The following is a 26819-nucleotide window of genomic DNA, read 5'->3' on the forward strand; positions in this document are numbered from 1 at the left end:
GCCGTTTGCCCACATGCAGAAAACCAGTGCCACGCTGCTGATAATCGATGACGACGAAGTAGTACGCGCGAGTCTCGCGGCCTATTTGGAAGACAGTGGCTTCAGCGTCCTGCAGGCCAGCAACGGCCTCCAGGGTCTCCAGGTATTCGAGCGCGACAAGCCCGACCTTGTGATCTGCGACCTGCGCATGCCCCAGGTGGGCGGCCTCGAGCTGATCCGCCAGGTGACTGACCTTTCCCCGCAGACGCCGGTGATTGTCGTGTCCGGTGCCGGTGTGATGAATGATGCGGTCGAGGCCTTGCGCCTGGGCGCCGCCGACTACCTGATCAAGCCCCTGGAAGATTTGGCCGTACTGGAGCACTCGGTGCGCCGTGCCCTGGATCGTGCACGGTTGCTGCTGGAGAACCAGCGTTACCGTGAAAAGCTCGAAACCGCCAACCGCGAACTCGAAGCCAGCCTGAACCTGCTCCAGGAAGACCAGAACGCCGGTCGCCAGGTGCAGATGAACATGCTGCCGGTGAGCCCGTGGAGCATCGACGAGTTCAAGTTTGCCCACCAGATCATCCCGTCGCTGTACCTGTCGGGTGATTTCGTCGACTACTTCCGCGTTGATGAGCGGCGTGTCGCGTTCTACCTGGCCGACGTTTCCGGCCACGGCGCCTCCTCGGCATTCGTGACCGTGTTGTTGAAGTTCATGACCACACGGCTGTTGTTCGAATCCAAGCGCAATGGCACCTTGCCGGAGTTCACCCCTTCGCAAGTGCTGGGCCACATCAACCGGGGCCTGATCAGCTGCAAGCTGGGCAAGCACGTGACGATGGTCGGCGGCGTGATTGATGAAGAAACAGGTCTGTTGACCTACAGCATTGGCGGTCACCTGCCATTGCCGGTTTTATACACTCCAGACAGTGTGCGCTACCTGGAAGGGCGTGGTTTGCCAGTGGGCTTGTTCAATGAAGCCACCTACGAAGACCACATCCTGGAACTGCCGCCGACCTTCAGCCTGACGCTGATGTCCGACGGTATCCTGGACCTTTTGCCAGAGCCTACACTCAAAGAGAAAGAAGCCGCCTTACCCCAACGGGTCAGGTCGGCGGGCGGCAGCCTGGATGGCCTGCGGCAGGTTTTTGGATTGGCCACGCTAGGGGAGATGCCGGATGATATCGCCCTATTGGTGTTGAGCAGGAATCTTTGATGAGTACCGGAAGAATCCAATTCGCCGAGCAAGACGGGACGTTTGTCCTGAAGTTTGTCGGTGAAGTGCGCCTGACCTTGTGTTCGGCGCTGGATGCGACGATTGAGCGGATCTTCACAGCCTTGAATTTCTCGGCGATCGTGATCGATCTGACCGAAACCCGCAGCATCGATAGCACCACCCTTGGGCTGTTGGCCAAGTTGTCCATTCTGTCTCGGCAGAAGGTCGGACTGCTGCCGACCGTCGTCACCACCCACGAAGACATCACCCGTCTGCTGCAGTCCATGGGCTTTGATCAAGTGTTCAACATCGTTGACCGCCCGATCCCGTGCCCGGAATGCCTGACCGACCTGCCGTCCCAGGACCAGTCCGAGGAAGTGGTACGGGTCAAGGTGCTGGAAGCCCACAAGATCCTGATGGGCTTGAACGACTCCAACCGCGAGGCGTTCCACGATCTGGTGAACGCGCTGGAGCGGCACTAATTTCCAGCTGAAACACTGTCAAAGTGTGGGAGGGGGCTTGCTCCCGAAAGCGGCGGGTCAGTAGTGAATGTAGCGACTGACGCCCTGTATTCGGGAGCAAGCCCCCTCCCACATTTTTAACTGAGTTCGGCTCGAAATCGGCTAATACAAAAAAAGGGCGGCACCCTCACAGGTGCCGCCCTTTTTGTCGCCGCCGTTTTTAGAGCTTGGCGGCCAACAGCGCTTCGAGTTTTTCCTGGTCGCGGGCGAACTGACGAATGCCCTCGGCCAGCTTCTCGGTAGCCATTGCATCTTCGTTGGATTCCCAACGGAACTGCGCTTCGGTCAGGTGCACACGCGCCTCACCGGCATGGCCTGGCGCCAACTTGCGCTCCAGCTTGCCATTGTCAGCAGCCAGTTTTTCCAGCAAGTCCGGGCTGATGGTCAGGCGGTCGCAACCGGCCAGCTCTTCGATCTGGCTCAGGTTACGGAAGCTTGCACCCATTACCACGGTCTTGTAGCCATTGGCCTTGTAGTAGTTGTAGATGCGCGTCACCGACTGCACGCCCGGATCCTCGGAACCGGTGTAGTCGTTACCGTTGGCCTTCTTGTACCAGTCGTAGATACGGCCTACGAACGGCGAAATCAGGAAAACACCGGCTTCAGCGCAAGCCACGGCCTGGGCGAAGGAGAACAGCAGCGTCAGGTTGGTCTGGATGCCTTCCTTTTCCAGCTGCTCGGCGGCGCGGATGCCTTCCCAGGTGGAAGCGATCTTGATCAGCACGCGGTCGCGGCCAACACCGGCCTTGTCGTACAGGTCGATCAGACGATGCGCACGCTTGAGTACGGCGTCAGTGTCGAACGACAGACGGGCATCCACCTCGGTGGAAATGCGGCCGGGCACCACTTTCAGGATTTCCTGGCCGACGGCTACCGCAAAACGGTCGCTCGCCAGGCCTACGTCGCCGTTGCAGTCGGCAACAGCCTCGTCCAGCAGCTTGGCATAGCCTGGGATCGACGCGGCCTTGAGCAGCAGGGAAGGGTTGGTCGTGGCATCTTGCGGCTTGAGCTTGGCGAGGGTAGAAAAATCGCCGGTATCGGCTACTACAGTGGTGAATTGCTTGAGTTGTTCCAGCTTGGAAGTCATGGGCGTGCTCTGTCCTGTGGGTCTGATGACATTACCCGAGCGCTGACAGCCGCTCAAGGGCGCAAATGCATTCGATCGTTTGCGAGGGCAACAACCTGAAAACAGCCGTTTGAAACACCGGCCACTGCTGAATAGGAGGCCAAAACAGCCGGCAGGTTCAACCCAACTGCCCGATGACCACCCGATCAAACGGTGAGAGCAGGCTTCCCCCATCTTCCTGACATCCCCCCATCCAAATGTGGGAGCGGGCTTGCTCGCGAAGGCGTAGTGTCAGCCACCCAATAAACCCACTGACCCCCAACTCACCGCCCCTCCAACAACGCCCCGGCCTTATCCAGCAACGCCAACGGATCACTGGCCTTATGAATATCCACCGACAACAACTGCCGAAACTTCCGAGCCCCCGGAAAACCCGTCCCCAGCCCCAGCACGTGGCGCGTGATGTGATGCATCGAGCCACCTGTCGCCAGGTGTTCGGCTATATAAGGACGCAACTGCGCCAACGCCTCGGCGCGGCTGATCACAGGCGCGGTGCTGCCAAACAGCTGCTGATCCACCTCGGCCAGCAAATACGGATTGTGATAAGCCTCGCGACCCAGCATCACACCGTCGAACGTCTGTAGATGTTCCTGACACTGTTCGAGGGTCTTGATTCCGCCGTTGAGGATGATCTCCAGTTCAGGGAAATCCTGCTTCAACTGGGCCGCCACGTCGTAGCGCAGTGGCGGGATGTCCCGATTTTCCTTCGGTGACAGCCCTTCCAGAATGGCGATTCGCGCATGCACGGTGAAACTGGTGCAGCCCGCGTCCTTCACCTGGCCGACGAAATCGCATAGCTCGGCGTAACTGTCCCGGCCGTTGATACCGATGCGGTGCTTAACCGTCACCGGGATCGAGACCGCGTCCTGCATTGCCTTCACGCAATCCGCCACCAACGCAGGGTGGGCCATCAGGATCGCGCCAATCATGTTGTTTTGCACCCGGTCGCTGGGGCAGCCGACGTTGAGGTTCACTTCATCGTAACCAGCGTCCTGGGCCATGCGGGCGCAGGCGGCCAGGTCGGCGGGAACGCTACCGCCCAACTGCAAGGCGAGCGGGTGCTCGGCTTCGTTGTGACGCAGGAAACGTTCGTGGTCGCCATGGAGGATTGCGCCGGTGGTGACCATCTCTGTGTAGAGGAGGGCGTGTTTGGAGAGAAGGCGCAGGAAGAAGCGGCAGTGCCTATCAGTCCAATCCATCATGGGTGCAACGCTAAAGCGCCGAGACAGTGCGGGGCTTGATTCTGCTGGGCTAAAGCTCTGTTTATCTAGCATTTTAATCAACGTGTTCTTGGCGAGTTTTAGGGCGTTTTCAGGCGTTTTTGAAGGCTCGGTGGTACGATGTACCACCTCAAAACTGACGCGTACCACTTTCGATATGGCGACTATCAGGGCAAGAAAACTGGCGGATGGGACTGTGAGCTATACGGCTCAAATCCGCATCAAACGCGACGGAGTGCAAGTCTACCAAGAGAGCCAGACCTTCGCCCGGAAACAGGCCGCCCAGGCGTGGACGCGCAAGCGCGAATCGGAGCTGGACCAGCCTGGTGCGATCGAGCGGGCCAGCCGGAAGGGCGTCACCGTCAAAGACATGATCGACCAGTACCTGTTGGAAGTGGGAAAGGCCCGGCCGCTGGGCAAAACCAAGAAGGCCACGCTCGAAGCCATCGGCAAGATGGACATCGGCCAACTAAACGATATCGACGTCACCACTCAATGCCTGGTCGACTTTGCCCTGTTTCGGATGAGCCGCGAGGGCGGCGGCGTCCAGCCGCAAACCGCCGGCAACGACCTGGCTCACCTCGGTGCTGTCCTGGCGATCGCCAAGGATGCCTGGGGCTACCAGGTCGATCCGCTCGCCATGGGCGGCGCCCGCCGGGTGCTGCGCAAGCTGGGCTACAATCTCAAAAGCCGGGAGCGTGACCGCCGGCCGACATTGGACGAGTTGGGCAGGGTGCTGACGCACTACCAGGCCATGCAGGCGCGTCGCCCAACCGTCATCAATATGCTCAAGGTCGTGGGCTTTGCCTTGTTCTCCACACGCCGGCTGGATGAAATAACCCGCATCCGCTGGGCCGACGTAGACGAGCCTGGCCAGCGAGTGCTGGTGCGCGATATGAAAAACCCGGGGCAGAAGATCGGCAACGACGTGTGGTGCTACCTTCCAGACGAGGCGTGGCAGATCCTCCAGGCCATGCCGAAGGCGGGCGAGGACATCTTCCCCTACAGCCCTGAATCCATCTCCACCTCCTGGGCCAAAGCCTGCAAATTCCTGGAAATTGCGGACCTGCACTTCCACGACCTTCGGCATGAAGGCGTCAGCCGCCTGTTTGAAATGGACTGGGACATCCCACGCGTGGCGAGCGTGTCTGGCCATCGGGACTGGAATTCGATGCGGCGCTACACCCACCTGCGTGGCAAGGGTGACCGCTATGTGGGCTGGGAATGGCACGAAAAGATACTGAGGGCGCCCGTCCAACTGGGCGCCGCATCAGAGAAGTGGCTTAAACGGCGCGTTTTATCCCGTTGAGCTGGTTGTGTTCCTTCACAGCGGCGGCGCGCTGCAAGTCGAGGTAGGCAGCGAGGTCGGTGAGGTGTATGCCTTTGGCCGACTTCTGGCTCGGTTCCAGCCGAGTGATCGGCAACTTGATCTGACCACTCATCACCTTGCGCTGGAACATGTCTGGCGTCAGGTGTGTGAAGTAGTCCCGGCAAACCAGCTCCAGCGAGATAATAGCCTGGCCCTCGTATTGGGCCATCAGGATAAACGCTGTGTTCATGATGTTCCCCTTACATCCGAAACGATTGATGAGTGAACCTCGGCTGGACCGTGAGTTCTGCAGGTTGTGCTCCGTCATCCTGGATCTCGCAAACAAACCGGTGTCGTTCCCGATTAGTCTTACTCAGGGCGGCGGTGAGGCCCGGTACAACATTGGTGCATCGCTCGTAGGCGTGAGGCCCGCTCCAGCTTTCAGCCCTCACCACCTGGCAATCCGTTCGTGTCGCATCCGCGCACAGGTAAAGCAGAAGAAATACGGTCATACGCTAACCTCCGGCCGAGCCACGCTCAACGCAATCGCAACCGGTTGCACCCAAATCGACACGTTGCTGAGCATGAACGTCTCCCCAGCCTCGGAAAGCAGCAGCGTCATACCGAACACATCCGCCATGGCCTTTGCCGCCGCGCGGGGTACTGCGTTGCCGATCCGTTCCCGGTGATTGCCGTCGTTGATGCCGTCCAGCAGGAAAAACCGTGACTGCTCAATCTTGCGCACCCGCTGCATCACCTGGATTTCATGGGCTGTCTGTGGATCAGTTGACCAGTGGTCCTCTGGATCAAACAGCGATTGCAGCGCGGCCAGCTCCAGGGTGGTGAACGGGCGGTGCCAGGTACCGTCGAGGCTGGTGATCATGCAGGTCAGCCGGTCGTTGGGCGCCGGCATTCGCTGGTCTGCAACCGACCAGCGCCCGTTGTCGTGGCAGGCACTGGCGGAAACGGCGCCGGCCGGCGTGTTGTAGTCGACTACTCCGTAATGTCCGCCAGTCAGGTAAGCGTCGCCCTTGGTGCGTGACATGCCCGGACGCGGATCTGCGATCGATAATGCGCCGCTGGCAACCTGCTGCGAGCCGGTCACGGTCTTGGCGCTATCGCACCACGGCGTGATTCGCAGCTTTTGCGTGCTGGCCGCCGGGTGCCAGTTCTTGTAGGCCGGGTCGGCCACGGCAAAGGCGCCCTGGCCGGTGGTACTGCCGGCGATGACCGTGCCGGCATGCTTGCTGTAGTCGGTGACCATGTACTTGCCGAACCCCTTGGATGGCTGCCGAGGATCGGCCACAGCTTGCCCGCCGGAGCTGGGGCCATGCCCTGCGGTGACAGTGCCCGCGGCTTGGTCGTTGTGTACCACGCGGAACACGTTGTTGTGGCGCTCGCCGCCCATGCGCGGATCCGCGACGCTGAACGTTCCTTGTCCTGGGCTCCGTTGCCCGGTGACGACGCCGCAGTGGCGGTCGTAGGGCAGCACCCCGTATTGGGTGTATTCAAATTTGCTGGTGGGGCGAGGGTCGGCCACCGAGAACTTCCCATTGGTTGGGCTAGACCGGCCGGCGACTGTGCCTGCGGTGTCCTGCCAGTCATGCACTCCCATGTAACCGGCGCGGTATTCCGGCACGATCACGAAGTCGCGCAGGTACCCGTCCTTGATCGCAAACCGGCTCAGGCTGCGCCAATCTTTCCCGGCCTCGACCAGTGCCAAGCGTACCCACGTTTTCCACTGCAACGCGGGTACCCGATGCATCGGCCCAGCCTGATCGATATCGCCGGCCAACGGCATGCGGCTCAACACATCACCGACTGCGCGCAAGCTGCGTTTTTCCGGTTCGTACAGGAACGCCGGCACCTTCTCGACGTGCCTGGCCACCAATAGGAAGCGCTTACGGCTCTGGGCCAGACCGCCGATTTCCCCGCAGTCGTGGGTGGTTTCAGCCACCGCGTAACCGTAATGCCTGAGCAGCTTGGTGATTTGGTCCAATAGATACCGGCCCCGGGTGGCCAGACGCGGCACGTTTTCGAACACGATCAGTGACACCGGGTTGTGCTTCCAGGCTTCGCACATCAGCCACACACAGCGCAACGTCAGCTCGTTGAGCGCCCGGTATTTGGGCGTCTGGCTCATAGTTTCGGACAGCAGGCCCGAGGCTCCCTTGCAGGGACTGCTGATGAATACGGCGTCTGGGTCTTCGTTGCCGGCGGCGCGTCGCAGGTCTTCGGCGGTGGCCTCTTTCCAGCCTGCGGGCGGCTGCTGGCCGTGGAATGCGGTGAACTGCTCTCGGGTGAACAGGTCCATCAGCGTGCCAGGCACTCCGGTCATCATTTGGAAATCGCGCAGGCCGGCAGGGTCGACATCGACGCCGCCCAGGCAGCGCCATTCGGCTTGCACAGGTCCGAGGACTGGTTTGGAATCGCTGAAACCAGCGGCGCCGCTGCCGAGGCCGCAGCAGAGGTGGAAGTGGGTGAGGGTGCGCTTGATCATGAGCGTCCCTCCATGAGCATGCGTGTCAGAGCATTGGGCTGTCCTTCCGGCGTCAGTTTGTCGAGTGGCTGAGTGATGCTGCGGCCGTTCGCGGCGCGCAAGGTGGCGATGTTGCCATCGATCCCTACCAGTACGCCTTTACGAGCGGTGAGACGGTATTCCCGGCCACCGCCGCTCATTTCGACATAGCTGACCGTATCGCCGATTGCCAGCGGGGTTGTGATAGCCTCTGCGGTGCCGCCTTGGGGTTGATTCACTTGCATGGTGCTTCTCCTTTGGGTGGTCGGTGTCGAGGGGTTGCAGCCCCTCGACACCATCTTCTTACTGGCATTCGCCGGTTGGGTTTTGCTTCCGCACCAGGTGCAGTAGCAGGTTTTCAAACTCGACAACTTCATCTGTTGCTGACTGCCATTCCAGGACTGCCTGGATTTGTTCTCGGCTGCACTCCAGCACGAGAAGCTCCTGTTCCGTGGCACTACGGACTTCCAGAATCTCGACCAGGCCAGCGGCGCTGTATGCCTCGGCATGTACCAATTGGGTTGCTTCGCCGATCCACTCATGCAGTTCCTTCAAATGCTTAAGCTGTTTCGTGGCACCGTTCGGTCCCTCGCCGGTGATGACTTGTATATGCATGGTGCTTCTCCTTTGGGTGATTGGTGTCGAGGGGTTGCAGCCCCTACGCGCCCTGGAATACCCAGCAGCGAATGGTTTTAGGTTTGTCGAAGGCGTCGAGCGACCGCGCCGAGTTGACGGGCTTGTTCGACTCCAGAAACTTGGGTGACTTGCTGGTCTTGAGCAGCCGCTTCAGATCGCTCAGCGGGGGTACCTGCTGCCGCTTGTTGGCAGCCATCTCCACAAACTCATTGAGGTTCACGGCGATAAGGCCATCGCGTCGCGCATGGTTGAGCGCGCTTTTCTCGTCCATGCCATTGAGGAATTCGTACAGGTCCCAAAACTCGCGCACGGTCGGGTGGTCTGCGTTGATTGCCTGCTGCCGCTCCAAGGCCATACGGCTAATTTCGGCGTGTGCCAGAGCCTTGCGGCGCTCCCCGAGGGGCACCACTCCGGCCAGTGCATCCACCAGGCTGCGCAGTTGGGCGTGGTTTTTGGCGATACGCACGGTGCGCACGCCAGGCTGGGCCAGCAGCTCCTGCTCGTAGCCGGAGGTGTTTTCCTCCATCAGGCGCATGGTTTCGGTTTCGCGTTGCAGCGCCTTGACCAGGAAGCCGCTGATGCTGTCCATCGGCATGCGCTCCAGTTGTTCCGCATACTGCTTGGTTTCCGGGGTGTGGTGCTCGCGTGTTAGATGCACATGGCAGATACGCTGCAGGATCGGTTCCGAAGCGTTCACCGGGTTGTTCTGAGCGATCAGCAAGGCGGCGCGGAAGGGCGGTTCGTGAGTGTCGTTGCCGTTGTTTTTCACGCCCGTGGAGCGAACGCTGCGGCCGTTGTAGGCGGTTTTCAGTTCGTCCCAGTCGAAGTGCTTAACCGGCTGGCCTTCCTTCTGTTCGCGTTCGGACTCGATCAGCACTACTGGCAAGTTGCTGACCTGCGAGAAGTTGCGCGCACGGCTCGCGGCAGTAGCTTTGGACGGGTCGAAGCCTTCGTAATCAGTACGCCCGACCGACTTCCACAGCAGTTCCACCAAGGTGGTCTTGCCTGAGCCGGCTTCACCCACCAGCTCCAAAAACATCAGTGACTTGTGGATCTGCCGGATTTGCTCCGCGTGCAACGCGCCCAGCCACCAGGCCAGCACCACCAGGCCCTGTACGCCAAAGCAGCGCCAGTAGATGTCGAACCAACCTTCGTTGTAGGCATTGAGGTCGGTATTGATGTGCAATACAGGCGACTGGCTCTGCGACTTAATGCTCAGCTTGCCGAGGTCAAAGAAGTCCTCCTTGTTGCGCACCTGTACCTTGCCGCCGTGAAAAGCCAGGTCGTTGAAGACGTAGGCTCCATGGTCGCGGCTGTAGCCGATCCATTCGATGGTGTTGACTGTTTTCAGGCAGTCGAGCTGCGGCGCCAGGATCCGTTTCAACTGCTGGGCGCTACCCTCGAACATCGCGCCGTTGGATACGTTGAGCAGGCGATTCGCGAACTCAGGCGCCGAAGTGAGCTGCTTAGCGGTGAACGTGCTTTTGATGGCCGGCCCTTGCGGGCGCTCGATACGAAAGTAGTACCAGGCCTCATCGGTCAGGTCGTTGCGCATGTAGTACAGCGCCTGGAAATTGCAGTTGGCGATGCTGGTCACTGAGCCGGATTGGCGCAGGGACTTGTAGCGCTTTTGGTCGTCGTTGAGCAGTTGGTCCTCATGGCGGTCTGAACTCTCCAGATCGGCCATGGCACGGTCGTACCGCTCAAGGTCCAGCCGAAACCAGTAAAGGCGCTTGCGGAAGGTGAAGTTGAATTCCTTGCGCTCGTCGCGCAGGTAAATGAGGAACCCCTTTTCTTCAGCCGAGTCAGCCAGCAGCAAATCGCCGTGGTGACGGGCTTCGTCCAGATCCTGCTCGATCCGCTCGGCACGCTTGTCGTCGCCCTCGATCGGCTTCCACCGTAGGTGCAGGTCGTTCCAATCAACCTTTTTTCCATTGGGCTGTGGGATCACCGCAGCCTTGCAGGTGAAGCCCAGCTCGCGCGCTTCCTTCGCCCAACGGCGCATGTTGGCCTTGGCGACGGGCTCGTTATCCAATGCCCACACAAGTACCGGCAAGCGCCTGTCGGCATCGTGGCGCAGCTTGGCCAGGGCCTTGAGTGAGTCGATGGGGCAGGGCGCGCTGGACATCATCGACACGGCTGGCACGTCGTTGTGCACCAGTGCAATGGAGTCGAAAATTCCCTCGACTATGAACAGCTCGTCGACTTCCAGCAGGTCGACGCACGGCGGGCACCACCAGACGCCTTTGTAACCGGGCGATCCTTCACCAGTAGGGCGAAAGCGCGCTTTCATCTTGCCGAAGCGGTCTGGCCGATCGATCAGCCGTTCCCAATACCCACCTTTTTCCAGGGCGAAACGTACCGTGGCGCTGCCGATGTTCTGCCGGCCATCCCAGTAGTTGTCCTGGGTGAACCAACCGGCAATCAGCTCAAATTTGAAGCCCCGCGCAAATTCAAGGTAGGCGCGTGCCGTGGCCAGGGGGTTGTCTGGCGTCGACGGGGCGGTCTTGCTCCAGTCGTTGAACAAATCATCGTAGACGTCCTTAACGTGGACGCGGTGGTCGCACTTTTCCGGCCGTCCGCAGATCAGTGTCCAGGGCGAGTCGTAGAAGGTGTAGAGGGTCTTCTGGCCGCAGGCAGGGCAAACGCCCTTACGCATATAGTCGGTGCCGCGCATGTGCTTGAGCTGGTAGTCCCGCTCAATGCGTTGGATGACGTCGGCGCGCAGCCTTTCTTTCATTTCCATCGTGGCTTACTTCGCTTCGTCGAGACTGTGTTTAAGAGCACCCATCAGGCTTTTTCTTGCTGCCAACCCGGGGAAGGCCAACAGCAACGAGCCGTGCCGCAAACCCTCGGGGATCATGCGAAACCGATCGTCATACCAGTGCTCGTTGAGCAGTGCCGAGTACTGCACGCGCAGGTCCTGTAGCAGGGCCTCTGCCTGGTCGCGGGGCAGTTTTGCGGTGATGGCGATGTCGATTTCCATGGTCCACCTCGGATTGCGGGCAAAGCTCACCCAAACCCATTGGAAACGGGGGCGGGCGGGGTTAGTCGGGGGTTACGGTGTTACGAGGCGCAGTCGGCGGTTTTCCGGTGCGTTGATGATGCGTTGGTAGATCAGGCTGACCGGCACGGCCCAGGTCAGGCCGCTGGCCGGGTCGGTTATGACCGCTACGGCGCCGGAGCTGGCGTTGACGTCGAGTTGGTGGCGATCGTTGCTCGATTTGAGTTCACCGTATGCACGGCTGACCAGTTTTTCAGCCATGTGCAGCGGTACCTCCAGGCTGCTGACGAGGTGCTGTACCGCGCGGCAAAACAGCAACTGGTCGTTGCCCAGGTGTTCGCCTTGATGGCGTAGCAGGAATGCGAGAGCGGCGGCCTGCATGGTCGCCTGGTATTCCTGATAATCGGTGTCGATAGCAGTATTCATCACGCACGCTCCATTTCCATTTGGTCCAGCAGGTCGGGTTGATCGTCAGCGGTTCGCATTGCCTGGCGTCGAATGACCACGTCTGCCACCGGCAGGCGTACAGCCGGATTGGGCATGCCGCTGGGGCTCATTTCATGTGTCATTTGAAACTCTGCACGCGCCACGAAGCCGCAGGCCTCGTTGGTGCATTGCATGTAAGCAATGCGCAGAAAAATGTGCTGGCCTTCGCTCGTGCGAATCCGCATTCGGCCGTGGCAGTGGGGACATACCAGTTTGTAAGTACTCACTGGACAGCTCCCTCGCTGTAAAGCTGGATGGTCGCGAACACCTCGGCATACCGGGCGGACATGTAGGTGATCAGGGCGGCGATGATTGCGTCCGCTTCGCGCTTTTCGATAATCCCGTCATCCAGGGCGGCAGACATGATTTGGTCGACCTTGCCCCGCTTGGCCGAGGCCTTGAGCGAGCGGCTGTACAGCTCGACGTTGTCCAGGGTTTCCGGGAGGCTCAGCGGCACGAACATGCCGCCATACATTGAGGCGATGTAGTCGGGCAGGAAGGTGGTACCGGCGACCTTTTCCAAGCGATGAATGTGCTCGTCGGTCAGCGGGCGACTGCCTGCATTTTCGTAGGCCTGGTTGTCGAACTTCTTAAGTGGCATACCGAGGTCTGCCGAGGCGTACGACCGACCGCCAGGATAGGCACCGATTACGGCCATGACGACGCTCTTTCTGCTGTCTAGAACTGGGCGTTTCATCTTCTGGTTTCCCCTTGGAGCCAGAGGCCCTAGTTTGTGATCTGGCCGTCTTTGATCCCGAGCAATACAGCTGCTCGATGTGCTTCGCCGCGACGGCCTTTCTTACGGCCGTTCAGCAGGTCGCTGACCAGATTTTTGTTCAAGCCATGTTGGCGGCTAAATTCGGCAATGCTTTTACCCTCGCGATCAAGAACCGCGCGGGCTTGCTCGGGGGTCTGTAGGGCATGCATAGTGTTCGTCCGTGTTTAATCGTGTTCGACGACAAGGATTCTTGGTCAGATTTCTGCTCAAGTCAAATTATTTTGATCAAAAAAATGCTCATTTCTTTAGGGGTAGGTGAACGCCTACGGGAAGAACGCGAGCGGCTGGGCAAAAACCAGACCGACTTTGGCGTCTCTGCGGGTGTGAGCCGTGGGACTCAAAAGGCCTATGAGCTTGAGTCCAGTTCGCCCGACGTGCGCTATCTCTCTGGCCTCCAAGCGCTTGGAGTTGACGTGTATTACGTGCTGACCGGTTCGCGGGTCGACGCTGACGCCAACAACATGAGTGATACCGAGTTGTCTGTGTTGGGGCAGATGCGGGAAATGTCCGATGCTGACCGTGCGACCCTCGCGCACCTTGCGTTCGCTATGGCGCAGGTCTCTAAGCCGGATGACAAATGAATCACTTCCAAGGAGGAAACGATGCGTTGTTACCTGATGATCTCTGCCTTGCTGGCTCTGGATGGTTGCGGGGGAGAAAAAACCGAGACAGTCGGTCGAGCCGAGTACGGCGAGAAGTTCCCCTTCACTGTGGAGAAAGTCGATTTGTTCTTCTAGGAAGGACCACCTTCGGCCTTGGTGAGAACAGAAGACGGGAAACTTTACGCGCTGAATGGGAGCGCACGCTCCAAAGCATTAAAGAATGGCTGGCTCGATGGGCAATCGATTACCAAGCCAAACGCAAGCATGCCTGGCATCAAAATGGATTACGGCGAGATCATCGTGCGCGCCATGAAACTCTGCCCTTCCTACGCTGGATAGAGCCACCCGCGTGCATTCCTTTGGTCGAAGGTTGCATTTTTCAGTCTGTCCGTAAGGTCTTTACATGCATGAGCACATGCATATTACGGACGACAGGAGTAATAGCGACATGTTGGATCAACAGGGGAAAAGCGGATCGCAATCGGAGCAAGAAGACGGAGTGCTCAATCTAAAGGAGCAGATACTGTTGGTGTTGTTCCGGCGTCTCTCAGGCGCCAATCAGGACCGGGTTCTTCGCTGTGCGGAGGTGCTTTCGCAAGTTTCGGATGATTGAAAAGAACCCGGCTTCTAGCCGGGTTTTTTGTGCTTGAGTGTTTCTCGTAGCATGGATTGGAGGTTGGAGTCCGCTGTAGAAAAGCCATTTATTTTATGTGCTTTTTTTCTGAAGCATTGCCTCTATGATCCTAATGTACTCGGGAGAAGTTGAGTCATCGGTAAGACTATTGTTTGAAGGTTTAAACAAAGTCGAGTAAAAAAGCATTCTAATCTCTGAGGCATGCTCGGCTTTTGTTTTGTCCATCGCGATAAAGGTTTTTATCATTGTCGAACGCTCCAGAGCCTCAATTTCAAGCGCAAGGTTTGTCATCATTAGTTTTACTAGTACTCTAACAAGCCAAATGGATGCAGTAGTCGCAATGATCAGTAGAGCTATGCTGAATTTCTCGGCAGGTAGTGTAATAGGTATTCCGCCAATTTCGTAAGTTTCGCCATTTTTATATACTGATATAGTTAGAAGTACTAATGTTGCAGTAAATAATACTGCTGCGGCAGTAATAAACCAGAAATATGTATTCGCCTTTTTCTTGTGTTTGGCTTCTCGTTCAACCCAATATTGGACGGGTTCGGCAGAGTAAATAGCGCTATTTGTAGCGGAGACGGTATTAAAAATTTCTTCTTTCGAGGCTTCTAGTGTTTCTTCCAATTGATGTAACGTGGATTTTTGTGAGCTTTGGATAGAATTATTGAGATTTGAGATTTTATTTTCGAGGTCGGTAGTGAAGTTATTTTTTTCTTGATCCATTTTTTCAAAAAAAGATCGCTCAACTTCTTTTAGATGTGTTTCGTAGCTTTTAGTGTAAGTGTTGCTTATGTTGTTTAGAGATAGTTGGAATGTGCATATTGCTAAAGTGAATTGCCCTTTTTTTGTTAGTTCTAAAAGTCTATAGCTTAGGGGGGCGTCATCATGAAAAGGAATCGGGGTGATCGCTTGAAAACTCTCTAATTCGTCGAGCCCGCCAAACAGCATTGGTGCTTCGTTAAGGATATTAAGATATTGTTCAACTAAACCTTTGCTCTCCGCATCTTCGGGGATATCGTCTAACGTGACGTTGATTTCGGTCCAAAATTCATTTTCATCTTCAAGCCATCCGGATAAAACTTTGTCAGACATTTTTCTGAGCTTCTGAAAGCGCTCGTCGTTGTTGAAGTTTTTAGGCTCTGTTTGCATTTCCGCTATGCTCTGATTTGCTAGTTTGATATTGAAATGCTATCAAATTTGTCTCGTGATGACAGTTGTATTTACGAATACTTTGATGCTTTCATTCGTGCAAACTCCCGATCCACCGCCCGCTTGGCTGTCTTCTCACTGGCATACAACCACCGCAACCGCCTCGGCTTAGACTGATCCCCTGCCGTAGTCGTCTTCTCCTTTCCAGTTTTCTGATCGCGGTAATACGCGATGATCCCCGTGTAATCACCCTTGTTGTCTTCCGCCAGCTCTTCAACGTTATCCTCGGGCAGCTTGCTCTCCAGCTCCAAGCTGACGGTATAGCCACCATCAGCACTCAGGCTGTGCTGCACATTCCCGCCGTACCAAATGATCTCGTCGATTTCCGCCTTCACGCCCTGAAGTGTGTACGTCAGCTCGGGGATCAGATCTGGTCGGCCCATGGCCAAGTTGTAGCTGAGAGTGGCGCTGCCACGTTGCAGTCGCCGGAACTCCGCCCGGGCTGCGCGCAGGGCCGACTGCTGGTCGCTGTAGGTGTGGCGCAGGTCCTTGAGGTTATCGCCGCCGCCGGCAATGGCCTCCTGTTTCTTGGCGCTATTGACGTCGTAGTAATAGGCGCGCACGCCGTCGTAGCTGTCGCGGTCGGCTTGCAGATAGCGGTGCTGGTCGCCGTCGGCGCGGGTGAGGGTGATGTGTGGCAGGTCCAGGCCGCTGGCGGTCTTGCCGCCGCCCGCCGGCAGGCACAGCAGGCAACCCGCTTTCACGCTGGCCACCGCGTCGAATTCCTCACCCAGGCGGCTGATCAGGTTGGCGTCGGACTCGTTGGCTTGGTCGAGCTGCAGTATGGGCAACCCGTCGAGGGCGCCTGCGATGGTCGCGGTCAGACCGTTGCCGATGGCTATATCGCCCAGGACGTCGCCGAGGGTGGTGTTGCTCCAGCTACGCTCCCGCTTGGTTTTCAAGCCCTTGCGCAGGTCTGCCGATCGAGCACGAATGCTGAGTACATCCGGTGCGCCGCTGTGTTCGGTTTCGTCGACGGTGTAGGTGCCCTTATCCACCAGGCCGGTATCGCTCCAGCCCAACCACAAACGCAGCACCGCACCCTTGGGTGGGATCGAAAGCAGACCATCATGGTCGCTAAGGGTGATGCTGAGTTGGTCGGCCTCAACGCCGCGATTGTCGGTCAGCTCCAAGCTCATCAGCCGTGGGCTTATCAGTTGGGCAATGTCCAGGCCGTCGACGGTGAGCCGAAAGGCCGGCACGGGATAGGCCGCGTCACGGACGTACTGCTCGGCGGTACTGCGCACGTAGCCGGTGACCTTGGAAATGATGGAGTCGATCACAGCAGGCCTCGCAAGATGTTGACGCCAATGCTGGTACCGGCGCCGAGTAGGTCGATGCGGTCGTCGTCGATGCGCTTGAGGCTCAGGGTGAATTCAATGCGCCGTGGGGTGCCGTTGCTGAAAAAAATGGTCTTGTTCTCGCTCAGGCTCTCTATCACCCACAGGCCGTATATCCGGCCGGTGCCTTCGACCATGGGCCAGGCCTTGCCGGTATTCGCCATCAGGCGTATCGCGTCGAGGCTTAGGGCGCTACCGGCCAGCTCGGGGAAGATGATGCCGGGGAGGGTGATGGCATCTTCGCCACGGCCTACGAACTGCCGCGCAGGCGGCGCGCCGACGCGGTTGTTGGTGGCATGCCGCCAATCGGTTTGGCGTTGCAGTTCCTGGTAGGCGGCAGTTGAGAGGCTGAAAACGAACATGCCGAGGGCCATCATCATGGTGGTTATTCCAGATCAGAAAGTTTGCTGCGCTGACGCGCTTTCTTTTCGTTTTCGATGCGGGCCATCAATACACGCACGCTCTTTTCCAAACTTTGCATGTCCGTGCCAGGCCCCGCCGTGATGGTGAATTCGTAGGTGTCGTGGCTGTCGTAGACGGCTGCTGCGGGCGCGCTGTTGATCGGCGGCGCAGTGTCCACGGAAAACGCCGGTATGGCGGTTGTGCTCAGTGCCTGGGTGCCCGCCGCTGTCATCTGCTTGCTCATGCTGGTCAGGGCGTCCAGTGGGCCTTTCTGTCCACCTTCCAGGCCCTGTGTCAGGCCTGCCATGGTGAACCCCCCCAGCTCTGCGAACACCCGCGACGGGCTGTGGATGCCGAGCTTTTCCTTGAACCAACCAATGCTGGCGTCGCCGATTGAGCTGATGGCCGTTTTGACGCTGCCAAGTCCTGCCATCAACCCGTTGACCAGGCCATTGACGATCATGTTGCCGAATTCGGTGAACCGGTTTGGTAGATCCACGCCCAGGTAACTCAATACTCCAGCGAACGCCTGGTAAATGAGGCCGATGGGGCTGAAGTTAGTGAGGGTATTGATGATGCTGATGATCCCGCCGTCAAACCCCGATTTGATTTCGGTCCAGGCGTTGGCGAAGTAGGTTTTTACCGCGTCCCAGTTCTTGTAGATCAGGTACGCGCCGCCGGCCAGTGCAGCGACAACAGCAGCGATGACCAGGACAATCGGGTTAGCGGAAAGCCCCCACAACGCTATGCCAACCGTACGAAGTGCGGTCACCAGGGGACCAATCAAAATCCCGCCCAGCGTTCGCAGAACCGTGCCGAACACCTTGAAAATACCGATGATGCCGGGCAGGCGAACACCGAACATGGCCAGGCCGAAGCGTAAGAACAGGAACGGCCCCAAGATGCCGGCGAGTGTGAGGGCGAGCCCGCCGAAAACCGCTGACAACACCGCCACACTGGCTACGATCTTCAGCAAGGTCGCCGTCAACGTCGGGTTGGCTTTGACCCAGGCATTGACCTTGTCCAGCACACCGCCGATGGCGTCCATGACGTCTACCATGGTCGACCGTACGGCTTCGCCCGCGCCGCTTTTGGTGTTGAATAACTTGTTCTGCAGCACTTGCCAGCGACCTTCGATCGCATCAGCACGGATATCCATTTCCCGCTGCATCGAGCCATTGGCTGCGGCGTCATTCACCAGGTCGAGCTGACGTTTCAGTTCGTCCAGGTTGTTGACCAGCTTGCCAGCGTCCTTGCCGAATTCTTTGCCGAATATCCGCGTTGACGCTTCTGTCTGTTGCTCAGGCGACAGCTTTTTGATCCGCTCAAGGACACTCATCATTGTGCCCATGGCGTCCTTGCTCATTCCGCTCTGCACAGCCTTTGAGTCAAGGCCGACCATGGCCATGCCTTCCTGGAACTTCTTACTCTGCATGGTGGCTATGGAAAGCTCACGGACCATCGCCCTGGAAGCGCTCGCGGCGACTTCTGGTGCCGAACCCAGCGACAGGAACGTACTGCCCAGCGCTGCCGCCTTGCGGTAGTCGAGCTTGTCGGCTACGTCGCTCATGCGGGTCAGCGTTTCAATGATGTCGCCACCCTTGGAACGGGTGTTGTCGTCCAGGTAGTTGAGTGCATCACCCAACTCGGAGATGTTCTTGATGGGCACCTTGTACAAACCTGCGATCCGGCCCATGTCCTCGCCCACCTGTTCCGCCGGCAGGTCGAACGCCACTGCGGCGGTGGCCGATACCTTTGCCATGGTCAATAGGTTTTCTTTGCCCTGAATACCGGCTCGGGCCTGTGCTTCGACCAGGGCGGCGAACTCGGTGGTGGCAATGGGCATTTCGTTGCTGGCCGCTTTGATCGCGTCCGCAAACTCGTAATAGGTGGCTGTGAGTTTGCCGTTGTCGTCCCGCGCGCCGTCGACCTGCTTGGCTACGCCCATCATGGCGGTTTCGAAGTCGACGTATTCCTTTACCACGCCGATGATTGGGCGGCTGGCTGCGTACGCAACGCCCAAGCTGGAGCCCCCGGCCACGGCCGCGTTGCCCGCGAACTGCTTGCCTTTGTCGTAGCTGCCCCGGGCCATGGCCGCGCGCTTGTGCTGGGCGCTCAGCTCCGCCATGCGCTTGCCTTGCGTGCTGATGCTGGCGTTGGTGGCTGTGATCTGCTCGCGCAGCTGGCGTTCGTGGGCCACTAGATTTTTAGTGCTGATGCCGGCGTCATTGAGCTTTGACCGGAGGCCTTGCAGTTGAACGCTCTGCTGCTGATGTTGCTGCTTGAGCTTTGTGGCCTCGCGTACCGCTGACTGAAACTCGCGCGTCATTGCCCTGGTCGGCGCGCCGGTCGCGGCAAACTGCTGGCTGAGGGCTTTGACTTTATCGCGTGCGGCGGTGAGCGCGGTGCCGGTCTGATCGGCGGCGGCACGCTGAGCGCGCCAGGCGCTGACGTCTTTCTGCTGAGTGTTGAGTTCTTTCAGGCGGTCGCGTGCAGCCTTAAGCGCGCGGGCGGTCTCAAGGCTGCCGTTGTTGATTTGCTTCAACGGGCGGGTGGCTTTGTCGATGGCATCCAGCACCACCTGTAGCCGCAGATCATTTGCCATCGGTGGAACTCCGCACCCTGGCGCGCTCGCGCCAGTCCATCAGTTCTTGCAGGCCCAACTGATCCATGTCAGCCGGTGCCCAGTGAAAAACCACGGCCAGATCGGCCATGGCCTCCTCTACGCAACGAGGGATGCATCCGTCTTCGTCGATTTCTGTAGCAAAAAACCGGTGATCTTCGTGCTGAGCGCGACCAGGTCGGCGGGGTCCATGGACGTGACTTCAACGGTGGTGAGGGTTGGCGAGCTGATGCGCGGTAACACCTTGATCAAGCTGTTGACGTCCATCTGCAGCAGCTCGGCCAGGCTCACGCCGCGCAGCTCGCCCGAGTTGGGTTTGCGCAGGGTGATGCTCTCGATGGTGCTGGTGCCACGGCGGATCGGAGTGTCGAGGATGACGGTATTGTCGTCGGCCAGTTCGTGCACGTCGGTTTGTTCTGTATTTAAAGTTTCCATGGGAAAGCTCCTGGTGATGAAGGTATGCGGTTAGCGATTGAAGGGGTCAGAGGCCGATGGCCTTGCGCTGTTTTTCCAGCATGTCCACACCGCCGACCTTCTCGATGAAGTTGAGCAGGTCGATTTCGATGATGTCTTCGTTGTCGACAGTCAGCTTGTAGTAGGTGCATGTGGTGGTGATGGAGTGCTCGGTGTCTTCACCTGGCTGGGCATCGCCCATTTCGATAGTCTCGTGACGACCGCGCACGGAGATCTCCACAGCGCTGACTTCTCCGGTGTCGTCCTGCTCAAATGCACCTGAGAAGCGCAAAGCAATGCCCGAAGCGTTCACCGCAGCGAACTGCTTAAGAACGATCAGATCGAGGCCGCCGAGCTTCCATTCCAGCTGGATGCCGTCGTCGGAGAAGCCAAGGTCGGATTTCACCGGGCCGTTCATGCCACCGCCGCGATAGGCTTCCATCTTGCGGCCCAGCGCGGGGAGGGTGACGGTCTTGGCTTTGCCGGTATAGCTGCCACCGTCGTTAAACAGGTTCATGTTTTTGAGTTTGTGGGGCAGGGCCATGGCGGTGTTCTCCGGGGTTATGGCACGGGGTTAACTCCCCTTGCGGGGAGGCCAGGTTTAAGCGTTGACGGCAGCAGCGAACTGCATCAGGTAGCTGTCGGTGATGCGCTGGCGTAGGGTGAGGTCTTCCAAAGGCGGAACTGGCGTGTAGTCGTAATCGATCGTCAGCTTGCCGGCCTTGAGGGTGTCCTTGTCGTTGACATCTTCCGGGTACCAGGCGCTGCCGCCGATCAGGTAGCCCTGGGAAACTAACTCGCGGAACTTGGCGTTGATCCCGTTGATGATGTCTCTGACCAGGGAAGCGTGCATGGGCTTGTCCACGGCCCACATGTGCGCCTCGGCCATGGTGTCGGCTAGGATCTGCGCGGTACGGGTGTAGTTTTCAAAGGCGAACAGTGGGTCGTCGCTGCACGTACGGCTACCCCAGAAGCGGAAGCCGCCCTCGTTGATCAGGGTGGTGACCTCGTTGCTGTTGAGGTAGTTGGCATCGGTAGCGGGGTTTTGCAGATCCCAGAACACGTCGGCGCTGATGCCGGTAACACCGTTGACGGCGACGTTGGAAAGGGTCTTGTGCCAGCCGGTTTCCTGATCGATTTTCGCCCGCAGGCCCAGGGCACGGGCCACTGCCGAAGCTGTAACCGTTTTGTTGGTGACGGTGTCCCAACTTTGGAACTCCGGCCAGATCACCATGACTTCGCGGGCGCCGAAGTTCGCGCGGTAAGCGACCACCTCTTCCTTAGTTTTGCAGCCCCAGGCACTGACGTACGTAAAGGCGCGCAGGTCTTGGGCGACAGACACCAGGGCGGTGGCCACCGGCAAACTGTCGAGGCCTGGCACCCCGAGAAGGCGCGGCGTCATGCCCACTCGGGCCTTGGCGGCGAGCAGAGCCTTCATGCCGGTGTACTTACCGTCAGGGGTAGTGGTGCCGATCAAGGCACTGGTAGTGGTCGCTTCGTCGGCGCCTTCCTTGACCCGCACCACGATGGTGTAGGGCTTGGTCTGGTCGCCGATGGCTTTCAGGCTGGATGCCAGGGTGCCTTTGACGCCAGCTTTGCCGATGGCGGCTTGCACGCTAGTAAGCAGGACGGGCGTGTCCAGTGGGAACATAAGCGGGTCCGCATCCTCAGCCGTACAAACCAGGCCGATGACTGCGGTAGCAATGGTGCGAATGGGGCGGGTGCCATCGTTGAGTTCGATGACCCGCACGCCGTGGAGATAGTCTGAACCGGCCATGGGTGGTTGCCTGCGCTGTGATGGAATGACAGTGCACAGGCTGCCGCGCGCGCGGCAGTTCGGCGAGTGGTGGGCGTTGTAGGTGGACACGCTACAAGGCGCGCCACCGTTCAACGGTTCTTACTGAGCCTGCTCCTCAATCCAGGTGGGCGCGATAGGGCGATGTGTGCTATCCGGGAATTCCGGCGATTGCGGCCAGTCGCGCAGAGCTTGCATGAATATCAACAGCCCTTCGAATTGCTCGGCGGTGAGCGTTGTCGGCGCGCCAATTTCAAGCTGGTCGCGGTGCCGCTCACGCAGCCAGGCCGCCGACGTCAGTACTGCATCACGCCAAGCGCGTTCAGCCAGGGCCACGGCAGCGGGATCAACCGTCGGTTCGACCAGCTCCAGCGAACCATCCTCGGACACTTGCGCGAGCAGACCGCGCGATATCCCTGCCACAAGCTCCCGGCGCTGCGACTCGTTGACCGCAATCGCATCGGCGGGAATCTGCTTTTTACTATTGAGCGCAGTGTCGAAAAAACCGCGCTCTGAAGGGCTGTAAAACATTGCCATAGGTGTACCTCTTTATCGGCCAAGCGCCCACCAAGCGATGTCGCCTGTTGACTGGGTGTAGTTGTTCTGAACGCGGATCACAGACCTGGATACGTACCCTGCTCCAGGCGCAAAAGCTGCCCCGGTGATCATCGTCGTAAAGGCCATGCAGGCGCCCACCCACATGATTTCGGTCGGGAACGTCACGGAAAGAGACACGTCACGGCCTGGGCCTTGGGAGGTACCGCTGTTAGTCGCCTGCCCAACCCCGGCCGCTAGCCCCCATTGCAGAATCCAGCCGCCCAGCCAGGTTGGCATTGCGATGTAGCCATTGGCGCCAAGCACCCATGAAACACCAGCGCGCAGCTTTTTGGGCGTCACGGCTTTTGTGTCGTCGGTCCCGGCATTGACCTCCGGTTGCGTGGCAAGTTGTACAACGCCCAGTACGCCTTCTTTGGCGGCTTGCCACAACTCATCCAAGCGTGTGGCAAGAGTCAAAGGGCTGACTATCGTCGATGGGTCAGTACCGTTTTTGACTGCCGTCTGCGAAGCGAAACGAGCGATACCTGCAATGCTTGTTGTCGCCTGCACAACTTTGGCAGCGATTGCCTGCCAGACCCGCAGCGCCGTCATTGGTTTGGTTGTGTCAGAGCCCTGCTCGGCTTCCGTTTGGCTCGCAGCGATGATGCCGTAGCCAGATAATGTCGTCGGCAGGCCTGTCAATCCGGTAAAAGGTATGGAGCTCAGGCCTGCGCCGTTGCCGTAGATAGTGCCGGTGATTTGTACAGTGCCTTCCGATGTGACCCGGATACCCGGCCCGCTGGACCATGGATCAGTTCCAAGCCCCAGAAATGCAGTCTTGAACACACCATCAGCTCCGCCCCAAAAGCCAACGCCCCCCTTAATCGATCCAGGAGCCCCGGCGAACATTCCCAATCCCCATGAGGGCGAATTTCCCGGGGAAATGTAGAATCTGCTGTTCTCCGTCAGTTGGACATTGCCTTTAAGGGTACCTCCATCAATCGACAGTGCGTCTGTGATCCCGGCCGCAGCAAGCGTTGTCGGGGTGTCGGTGAGGCCATTCCAGGGAATGCCGCTCAACCCTGCGCCGTTACCAGTAATCGGTCCCGAGATGTACACGCCTTCCGCTTTTATCCTAATACCGTAGCCATATTCCCAAGGCGCGCTGCTGAGCCCCATGTAGACCGTATGTACAGCATCCCTTGTGCCCCAGGCGCCGAAGCCCGACAGGATCGCTCTCGATTCCCGGGATACCGCATGCAGACCTCCCGCCCAGCTGTCCGAGTCCGTCGCGACGGTTGTGATGCTGCGCGAATTAATCATATTGATCGTCCCGGTGACATCGCCGCCGGTATTACTCAGTGCGTCTGTGATGCTGTACCCGGCCAACGTTGTCGGGTTTGAACCCGCAACAACTATGCCCCGGCTGTTTATCTGTACCTTGGTGTATGTGCCAGGGGCTTTATTGGGGGGGAATATCGTGGTGATAGTGGAGTCGACATAGGCGCGAGTAGCCAACACGACGCTCGGGTCAATTTTCAACTCGATGTTGGCGGTGTTGCTTACGATCAGGTTCATACGGATGACCTGGGTCCGTCCGGAGCCCTGAGTCAGTAGGGGTTTGAAGCTCGGCGCACAGTTCGCCACAGCGACCAGATCACCCGCAGCATCGTAGAGCCCGATTTCTCGAATCCACCAGCCTCCGACATTTTCAGGAATAACCTGCTCGGCGATGATGATGTTGGCGTTTGCGGGGTCCACCTTCACCTGATTCAGCGGAGCCCGGCGGTTCTCGTGGATCAGTTTTGTTTGTTGCTCGCTAGGGATTGGATCGGCGCCGTTAGCATCGCCGACGCCCATCTGCGCGAAGGTCCAAGGAATACCCAAGGCGCTGGCATTGGCCTGTTTGGCTTTACCAACGGCAGTAAGAATGGCGAAAAACTGGCTGTTTTGGTCTGTCATGGGTAAATGTCCATGGTGTCGATATTGTGTTCACGACCACCCAGGCGGACGTAGCCGCTAACCTCGATGTCGCGTTGCGTTGGCGGGTACACGTCAATTTCATCGCCGTCGGTGACACAAGCGCCGACATAGACGCGGCCGGTGGTTTCTAAACTGATTGCTAAGCCGATCAGGTGACGGCTGACCGGCCGCGCGTCATCGATCAGCCAGGTCAGCTCCAGGTACATTTCTTCGGTGATACCGGTGTCCAGCACGCCGACCTTCAAGGCAAAGGTGCCGGGTACGCCCTCTGGCAAGGTCTGCCACCACTCCACCACCTCGATCAGGTAACCCAGCGGCTCAACCACCCGGCGCAGAGCGCCGATGGTCCCCTTGTGAGCGTGGATGTAGCGGGATGAACGAATGGCCGCGCGTTTGGTGGCCTCGGTCCAATTGCTGTCCCAGCGGTCGACGGAAAAGGCCCAGGCCAGGTAAGGCAGCAACGGCACCGGGCAGGTGTTCGGGTTGCACAGCTGTCGCAGTGGGATGGGTACCCGCTGAATTTGCGCGAGTGCCTGCGCAGCTTGGCGCTCAAGCGGTGTGGAGTTTCCGGGTAGCAGGTGCTGAGCGCCCATTATTCGGCACCCCGGGTGACGGTGACGCCAGTGCAGTAGGGCGCCTGGGCTTTGGTCGCGACGATGTCGACCCAGTTTTCCAGTTCAACCTTGCGCACGCCTTCGACATGCAACGCGGCGTGAACAGCCGACTCCGACACTTCCATTCCCAGGCGCCGACGTTGGCTGACATAGGTCAGCAAGCGCTGCTCAGCTGCCGCCAGAATCGGCTCAGACTCGGGACCACTGGTTAACAGGTACAGCTTGGCTTTGACCTGGTAGCGGATGATCTGCGCGCCCTGAACGGTGATGCGGTCAGCCACTGGGCGGCGGTCATCGTCGCTCAGGTGCGTCTTGACGATGGCGAGCAGGTCGGCCGGCGCCGTGCCATCACCCAAGAGCGATAGCACGGTGATCACCGCCACGGCAGGGGACGGGCTTTCAGCTGTGGCGTCTGCAACCCGGCCGTCCGCGCCTCGGGCATGGAAGATGTAACTGTTGCGTGGCCCGGCGGTGCTCAGCCCTTCCCAGGACATTTGTGCCCGCTCACGCAGACTGTCGTCACTCTCCATCAACCGCGCTAAGGGCGGGTTCGCCTGCGGATTGGCTTCCTGGACAACCAGACGCTTGACGTTGAAGTTGCCCGCCAGTTGGTCCAGATCGGCGTCTTTCGCCAGGGCCAGCAGGTTGGCAATCGACGCCTCGTTGACCCTCTGGCGCCAGATGGTTTCGCGGTAGACATTTTCTTGCAGCAGCTTGGTCAGTGGCTCCGATTCCATTTCGAGGCGTGCGGCAATCTCGGCCTGTTCCTCAATCGGCCACAGGCTGATCATGTAGGCCTTGCGTTCCGCCAGGATCAGTTCGTAGTCGATCTGCTCGACGATCTGCGGCGCCGGGAGCTGGCTGAGATCAATCGCGGCAAAGGAGTTCATACACTGCCTCCCAGTTGCAGCGGGATGCTCAGGCTGAACGACTCGTTGCTGTCGACGACACTGCCTTCCACGTCCAGCACGGACTGGCCTTGCAGATTGGCGCCGACGAACTGAATGCGGCTGAGGCTGATCCGTGGTTCCCAGCGCATCAACGCCATGACTGCGCCCGAGTACACCCGCAAGCGGGTGACGTCGTTGAATGGATGGTCCACCAGCTCGGGTAGCAGGCTGCCGTATTCGCGGCGCATCACGCGGGTGCCGATGCGGGTGGTGAGAATGTCGGTCATGCACTGGGCTATGTGGTCCAGCTCATCAATGGCAGCGCCGGTTTGTCGGTTCATTCTGGTTTCCCCGTCTTGCCGCTGCCTGGCATCACACCGCCGTGGGGGTGGTTCACCAAGCTGATGCCAGCGGCGACCACGTCTTCGGAGACGTCCACACGGCCGACCACATTCTGGTTGCCGGTTTGGTTGTAGTTGCCCTGGTGATTGATGGGGCCGATGATGTTGATCCCGCCCTTGCTGACCAGGCTGGTGGTGCCGCTGTCGGGCAATGTGGCATTCAGGTGGTGGGTGATACTGTCGTATTCAATCACCGCACCGTCGGCGTAGGTGCGGCGGTGCAGGCCGGCACGGTCGCCATTGGCCGGGATGTTGTCGCTGGGAATCCCGGCGATGACGAAGCCGTTGGCGAGCTGGCCGGATGGACTGAACAGGACCACTTGTTCGTCGACTGTGGGCGGGTCCCATTCCTGATCAGCGCCGGCGCGCAGGGTGACCCACGGCAGCCAGGCGGTGATCAATGTTCCGGTTTTAACCTGCACGCGTGGGGGCACCATCTGCACGGCGGCGATTACGCCGAAGCGGATGAGGTTTTCGAGCATGCGGGCGAGGGCGGCGAGATCGTTCATGGCGCCGATGGTGGCGCCACGCGCGTGGGAG

The 26819-nt window shown here is 59.0% G+C and carries 30 protein-coding genes; 4 read left to right on the forward strand and 26 right to left on the reverse strand.

Annotation, left to right across the window (positions count from 1 at the left end):
• Positions 1–13 precede the first annotated feature (13 nt).
• Both rssB and rssC read left to right on the forward strand, forming a co-directional pair.
• Complete coding sequence (gene rssB, locus D109_RS0112710; protein WP_017477221.1) at positions 14–1195, forward strand: two-component system response regulator RssB; 1182 nt, start codon at positions 14–16, stop codon at positions 1193–1195.
• A complete protein-coding gene (rssC, locus tag D109_RS0112715) occupies positions 1195–1677 on the forward strand; it encodes an anti-sigma factor antagonist RssC (RefSeq protein WP_003218919.1) in 483 nt (160 codons plus the stop codon). The genes rssB and rssC overlap by 1 nt, the downstream gene beginning before the upstream one ends.
• Positions 1678–1876: 199 nt before the next feature.
• Here the strand turns inward: rssC and tal are convergent, their stop codons facing one another.
• Positions 1877–2803: a transaldolase gene (gene tal, locus D109_RS0112720; protein WP_017477222.1), complete on the reverse strand. Its 927-nt coding sequence runs from the start codon at positions 2801–2803 to the stop codon at positions 1877–1879.
• Between the two features lie 302 nt (positions 2804–3105).
• Positions 3106–4116 carry a tRNA dihydrouridine(20/20a) synthase DusA gene (dusA, locus tag D109_RS0112725; protein WP_026077923.1) on the reverse strand — a complete coding sequence of 337 codons (1011 nt, stop codon included), beginning with the start codon at positions 4114–4116 and terminating at the stop codon, positions 3106–3108.
• 103 nt (positions 4117–4219) lie between these two features.
• Here dusA and D109_RS0112730 point away from each other — a divergent pair, with 103 nt between their 5' ends.
• A complete protein-coding gene (locus D109_RS0112730) occupies positions 4220–5371 on the forward strand; it encodes a site-specific integrase (protein WP_026077924.1) in 1152 nt (383 codons plus the stop codon).
• Here the strand turns inward: D109_RS0112730 and D109_RS0112735 are convergent.
• From D109_RS0112735 to D109_RS0112780, 10 genes are all read right to left on the reverse strand, one after another.
• Complete coding sequence (locus tag D109_RS0112735) at positions 5346–5621, reverse strand: pyocin activator PrtN family protein (RefSeq protein WP_017477225.1); 276 nt, start codon at positions 5619–5621, stop codon at positions 5346–5348. The two genes, D109_RS0112730 and D109_RS0112735, sit on opposite strands and share 26 nt — an antisense overlap.
• A gap of 258 nt (positions 5622–5879) precedes the next feature.
• The gene (locus D109_RS0112740) at positions 5880–7871 is read right to left on the reverse strand and encodes a DNA cytosine methyltransferase (RefSeq protein ID WP_017477226.1); all 1992 of its coding nucleotides are present in this window, start codon (positions 7869–7871) and stop codon (positions 5880–5882) included.
• On the reverse strand, positions 7868–8134 hold the full coding sequence (locus D109_RS0112745; protein WP_017477227.1) for a hypothetical protein: 267 nt from the start codon (positions 8132–8134) through the stop codon (positions 7868–7870). The genes D109_RS0112740 and D109_RS0112745 overlap by 4 nt, the downstream gene beginning before the upstream one ends.
• Positions 8135–8192: 58 nt before the next feature.
• A complete protein-coding gene (locus D109_RS0112750) occupies positions 8193–8504 on the reverse strand; it encodes a hypothetical protein (protein WP_017477228.1) in 312 nt (103 codons plus the stop codon).
• A 43-nt stretch (positions 8505–8547) separates the two neighbouring features.
• Entirely contained in the window at positions 8548–11265 is a 2718-nt protein-coding gene (locus D109_RS0112755; protein ID WP_017477229.1) for a toprim domain-containing protein, read from the reverse strand.
• A gap of 12 nt (positions 11266–11277) precedes the next feature.
• A complete protein-coding gene (locus D109_RS0112760; protein WP_017477230.1) occupies positions 11278–11511 on the reverse strand; it encodes a hypothetical protein in 234 nt (77 codons plus the stop codon).
• 72 nt (positions 11512–11583) lie between these two features.
• Positions 11584–11955, reverse strand: coding sequence for a hypothetical protein (locus D109_RS0112765; RefSeq protein WP_017477231.1), 372 nt, complete (start codon positions 11953–11955; stop codon positions 11584–11586).
• Positions 11955–12242, reverse strand: a complete 288-nt coding sequence (locus D109_RS0112770) for an ogr/Delta-like zinc finger family protein (RefSeq protein ID WP_026077925.1) — start codon at positions 12240–12242, stop codon at positions 11955–11957. Before D109_RS0112770 ends, D109_RS0112765 begins: the two co-directional genes overlap by 1 nt.
• Positions 12239–12712: a YmfL family putative regulatory protein gene (locus tag D109_RS0112775; protein ID WP_017477233.1), complete on the reverse strand. Its 474-nt coding sequence runs from the start codon at positions 12710–12712 to the stop codon at positions 12239–12241. The genes D109_RS0112770 and D109_RS0112775 overlap by 4 nt, the downstream gene beginning before the upstream one ends.
• Before the next feature lie 29 nt (positions 12713–12741).
• Positions 12742–12942 carry a DNA-binding protein gene (locus tag D109_RS0112780; RefSeq protein ID WP_017477234.1) on the reverse strand — a complete coding sequence of 67 codons (201 nt, stop codon included), beginning with the start codon at positions 12940–12942 and terminating at the stop codon, positions 12742–12744.
• A gap of 21 nt (positions 12943–12963) precedes the next feature.
• Here D109_RS0112780 and D109_RS0112785 point away from each other — a divergent pair, with 21 nt between their 5' ends.
• Positions 12964–13374, forward strand: coding sequence for an XRE family transcriptional regulator (locus tag D109_RS0112785; RefSeq protein ID WP_371103570.1), 411 nt, complete (start codon positions 12964–12966; stop codon positions 13372–13374).
• A gap of 727 nt (positions 13375–14101) precedes the next feature.
• Here the strand turns inward: D109_RS0112785 and D109_RS0112800 are convergent.
• From D109_RS0112800 to D109_RS0112865, 14 genes are all read right to left on the reverse strand, one after another.
• Positions 14102–15124, reverse strand: a complete 1023-nt coding sequence (locus D109_RS0112800) for a DUF6161 domain-containing protein (RefSeq protein WP_256219494.1) — start codon at positions 15122–15124, stop codon at positions 14102–14104.
• Positions 15125–15252: 128 nt separating this feature from the next.
• Positions 15253–16524 carry a phage late control D family protein gene (locus D109_RS0112805; protein ID WP_017477239.1) on the reverse strand — a complete coding sequence of 424 codons (1272 nt, stop codon included), beginning with the start codon at positions 16522–16524 and terminating at the stop codon, positions 15253–15255.
• Complete coding sequence (locus tag D109_RS0112810; protein ID WP_017477240.1) at positions 16521–16961, reverse strand: phage tail protein; 441 nt, start codon at positions 16959–16961, stop codon at positions 16521–16523. The genes D109_RS0112805 and D109_RS0112810 overlap by 4 nt, the downstream gene beginning before the upstream one ends.
• A gap of 5 nt (positions 16962–16966) precedes the next feature.
• Positions 16967–19588 (reverse strand): phage tail tape measure protein, encoded by a 2622-nt coding sequence (locus tag D109_RS0112815; RefSeq protein WP_017477241.1) that lies wholly within the window; start codon positions 19586–19588, stop codon positions 16967–16969.
• A complete protein-coding gene (locus D109_RS1000000132830; RefSeq protein ID WP_017477242.1) occupies positions 19578–19697 on the reverse strand; it encodes a GpE family phage tail protein in 120 nt (39 codons plus the stop codon). The genes D109_RS0112815 and D109_RS1000000132830 overlap by 11 nt, the downstream gene beginning before the upstream one ends.
• An 8-nt stretch (positions 19698–19705) precedes the next feature.
• Complete coding sequence (locus D109_RS0112825; RefSeq protein WP_017477243.1) at positions 19706–20041, reverse strand: phage tail assembly protein; 336 nt, start codon at positions 20039–20041, stop codon at positions 19706–19708.
• 46 nt (positions 20042–20087) lie between these two features.
• Positions 20088–20603 carry a phage major tail tube protein gene (locus D109_RS0112830; RefSeq protein ID WP_017477244.1) on the reverse strand — a complete coding sequence of 172 codons (516 nt, stop codon included), beginning with the start codon at positions 20601–20603 and terminating at the stop codon, positions 20088–20090.
• A gap of 57 nt (positions 20604–20660) precedes the next feature.
• The gene (locus D109_RS0112835; protein ID WP_017477245.1) at positions 20661–21836 is read right to left on the reverse strand and encodes a phage tail sheath protein; all 1176 of its coding nucleotides are present in this window, start codon (positions 21834–21836) and stop codon (positions 20661–20663) included.
• A 120-nt stretch (positions 21837–21956) separates the two neighbouring features.
• Positions 21957–22391: a phage tail assembly chaperone gene (locus D109_RS1000000134055; protein ID WP_017477246.1), complete on the reverse strand. Its 435-nt coding sequence runs from the start codon at positions 22389–22391 to the stop codon at positions 21957–21959.
• A gap of 12 nt (positions 22392–22403) precedes the next feature.
• Positions 22404–24353, reverse strand: coding sequence for a phage tail protein (locus D109_RS1000000134940; RefSeq protein WP_017477247.1), 1950 nt, complete (start codon positions 24351–24353; stop codon positions 22404–22406).
• On the reverse strand, positions 24350–24967 hold the full coding sequence (locus D109_RS0112850; protein WP_017477248.1) for a phage tail protein I: 618 nt from the start codon (positions 24965–24967) through the stop codon (positions 24350–24352). The genes D109_RS1000000134940 and D109_RS0112850 overlap by 4 nt, the downstream gene beginning before the upstream one ends.
• Positions 24967–25878 (reverse strand): baseplate J/gp47 family protein, encoded by a 912-nt coding sequence (locus tag D109_RS0112855; RefSeq protein WP_017477249.1) that lies wholly within the window; start codon positions 25876–25878, stop codon positions 24967–24969. Before D109_RS0112855 ends, D109_RS0112850 begins: the two co-directional genes overlap by 1 nt.
• Complete coding sequence (locus D109_RS0112860; RefSeq protein WP_017477250.1) at positions 25875–26219, reverse strand: GPW/gp25 family protein; 345 nt, start codon at positions 26217–26219, stop codon at positions 25875–25877. The genes D109_RS0112855 and D109_RS0112860 overlap by 4 nt, the downstream gene beginning before the upstream one ends.
• The gene (locus tag D109_RS0112865; RefSeq protein WP_026077928.1) at positions 26216–26788 is read right to left on the reverse strand and encodes a phage baseplate assembly protein V; all 573 of its coding nucleotides are present in this window, start codon (positions 26786–26788) and stop codon (positions 26216–26218) included. The genes D109_RS0112860 and D109_RS0112865 overlap by 4 nt, the downstream gene beginning before the upstream one ends.
• Positions 26789–26819 lie beyond the last annotated feature (31 nt).

The organism is Pseudomonas sp. PAMC 26793 (assembly GCF_000313235.1).
Lineage (GTDB): Bacteria > Pseudomonadota > Gammaproteobacteria > Pseudomonadales > Pseudomonadaceae > Aquipseudomonas > Aquipseudomonas yamanorum.

Coding starts and splice junctions, on each gene's coding strand:
- rssB (WP_017477221.1), top strand. CDS start 14: ATGCAGAAAACCAGTGCCACGCTGCTGATAATCGATGACGACGAAGTA.
- rssC (WP_003218919.1), top strand. CDS start 1,195: ATGAGTACCGGAAGAATCCAATTCGCCGAGCAAGACGGGACGTTTGTC.
- tal (WP_017477222.1), bottom strand. CDS start 2,803: ATGACTTCCAAGCTGGAACAACTCAAGCAATTCACCACTGTAGTAGCC.
- dusA (WP_026077923.1), bottom strand. CDS start 4,116: ATGCTAGATAAACAGAGCTTTAGCCCAGCAGAATCAAGCCCCGCACTG.
- D109_RS0112730 (WP_026077924.1), top strand. CDS start 4,220: ATGGCGACTATCAGGGCAAGAAAACTGGCGGATGGGACTGTGAGCTAT.
- D109_RS0112735 (WP_017477225.1), bottom strand. CDS start 5,621: ATGAACACAGCGTTTATCCTGATGGCCCAATACGAGGGCCAGGCTATT.
- D109_RS0112740 (WP_017477226.1), bottom strand. CDS start 7,871: ATGATCAAGCGCACCCTCACCCACTTCCACCTCTGCTGCGGCCTCGGC.
- D109_RS0112745 (WP_017477227.1), bottom strand. CDS start 8,134: ATGCAAGTGAATCAACCCCAAGGCGGCACCGCAGAGGCTATCACAACC.
- D109_RS0112750 (WP_017477228.1), bottom strand. CDS start 8,504: ATGCATATACAAGTCATCACCGGCGAGGGACCGAACGGTGCCACGAAA.
- D109_RS0112755 (WP_017477229.1), bottom strand. CDS start 11,265: ATGAAAGAAAGGCTGCGCGCCGACGTCATCCAACGCATTGAGCGGGAC.
- D109_RS0112760 (WP_017477230.1), bottom strand. CDS start 11,511: ATGGAAATCGACATCGCCATCACCGCAAAACTGCCCCGCGACCAGGCA.
- D109_RS0112765 (WP_017477231.1), bottom strand. CDS start 11,955: ATGAATACTGCTATCGACACCGATTATCAGGAATACCAGGCGACCATG.
- D109_RS0112775 (WP_017477233.1), bottom strand. CDS start 12,712: ATGAAACGCCCAGTTCTAGACAGCAGAAAGAGCGTCGTCATGGCCGTA.
- D109_RS0112780 (WP_017477234.1), bottom strand. CDS start 12,942: ATGCATGCCCTACAGACCCCCGAGCAAGCCCGCGCGGTTCTTGATCGC.
- D109_RS0112800 (WP_256219494.1), bottom strand. CDS start 15,124: ATGTCTGACAAAGTTTTATCCGGATGGCTTGAAGATGAAAATGAATTT.
- D109_RS0112810 (WP_017477240.1), bottom strand. CDS start 16,961: ATGATGATGGCCCTCGGCATGTTCGTTTTCAGCCTCTCAACTGCCGCC.
- D109_RS0112815 (WP_017477241.1), bottom strand. CDS start 19,588: ATGGCAAATGATCTGCGGCTACAGGTGGTGCTGGATGCCATCGACAAA.
- D109_RS1000000132830 (WP_017477242.1), bottom strand. CDS start 19,697: ATGGCCGATCTGGCCGTGGTTTTTCACTGGGCACCGGCTGACATGGAT.
- D109_RS0112825 (WP_017477243.1), bottom strand. CDS start 20,041: ATGGAAACTTTAAATACAGAACAAACCGACGTGCACGAACTGGCCGAC.
- D109_RS0112830 (WP_017477244.1), bottom strand. CDS start 20,603: ATGGCCCTGCCCCACAAACTCAAAAACATGAACCTGTTTAACGACGGT.
- D109_RS0112835 (WP_017477245.1), bottom strand. CDS start 21,836: ATGGCCGGTTCAGACTATCTCCACGGCGTGCGGGTCATCGAACTCAAC.
- D109_RS1000000134055 (WP_017477246.1), bottom strand. CDS start 22,391: ATGGCAATGTTTTACAGCCCTTCAGAGCGCGGTTTTTTCGACACTGCG.
- D109_RS1000000134940 (WP_017477247.1), bottom strand. CDS start 24,353: ATGACAGACCAAAACAGCCAGTTTTTCGCCATTCTTACTGCCGTTGGT.
- D109_RS0112850 (WP_017477248.1), bottom strand. CDS start 24,967: ATGGGCGCTCAGCACCTGCTACCCGGAAACTCCACACCGCTTGAGCGC.
- D109_RS0112855 (WP_017477249.1), bottom strand. CDS start 25,878: ATGAACTCCTTTGCCGCGATTGATCTCAGCCAGCTCCCGGCGCCGCAG.
- D109_RS0112860 (WP_017477250.1), bottom strand. CDS start 26,219: ATGAACCGACAAACCGGCGCTGCCATTGATGAGCTGGACCACATAGCC.
- D109_RS0112865 (WP_026077928.1), bottom strand. CDS start 26,788: ATGAACGATCTCGCCGCCCTCGCCCGCATGCTCGAAAACCTCATCCGC.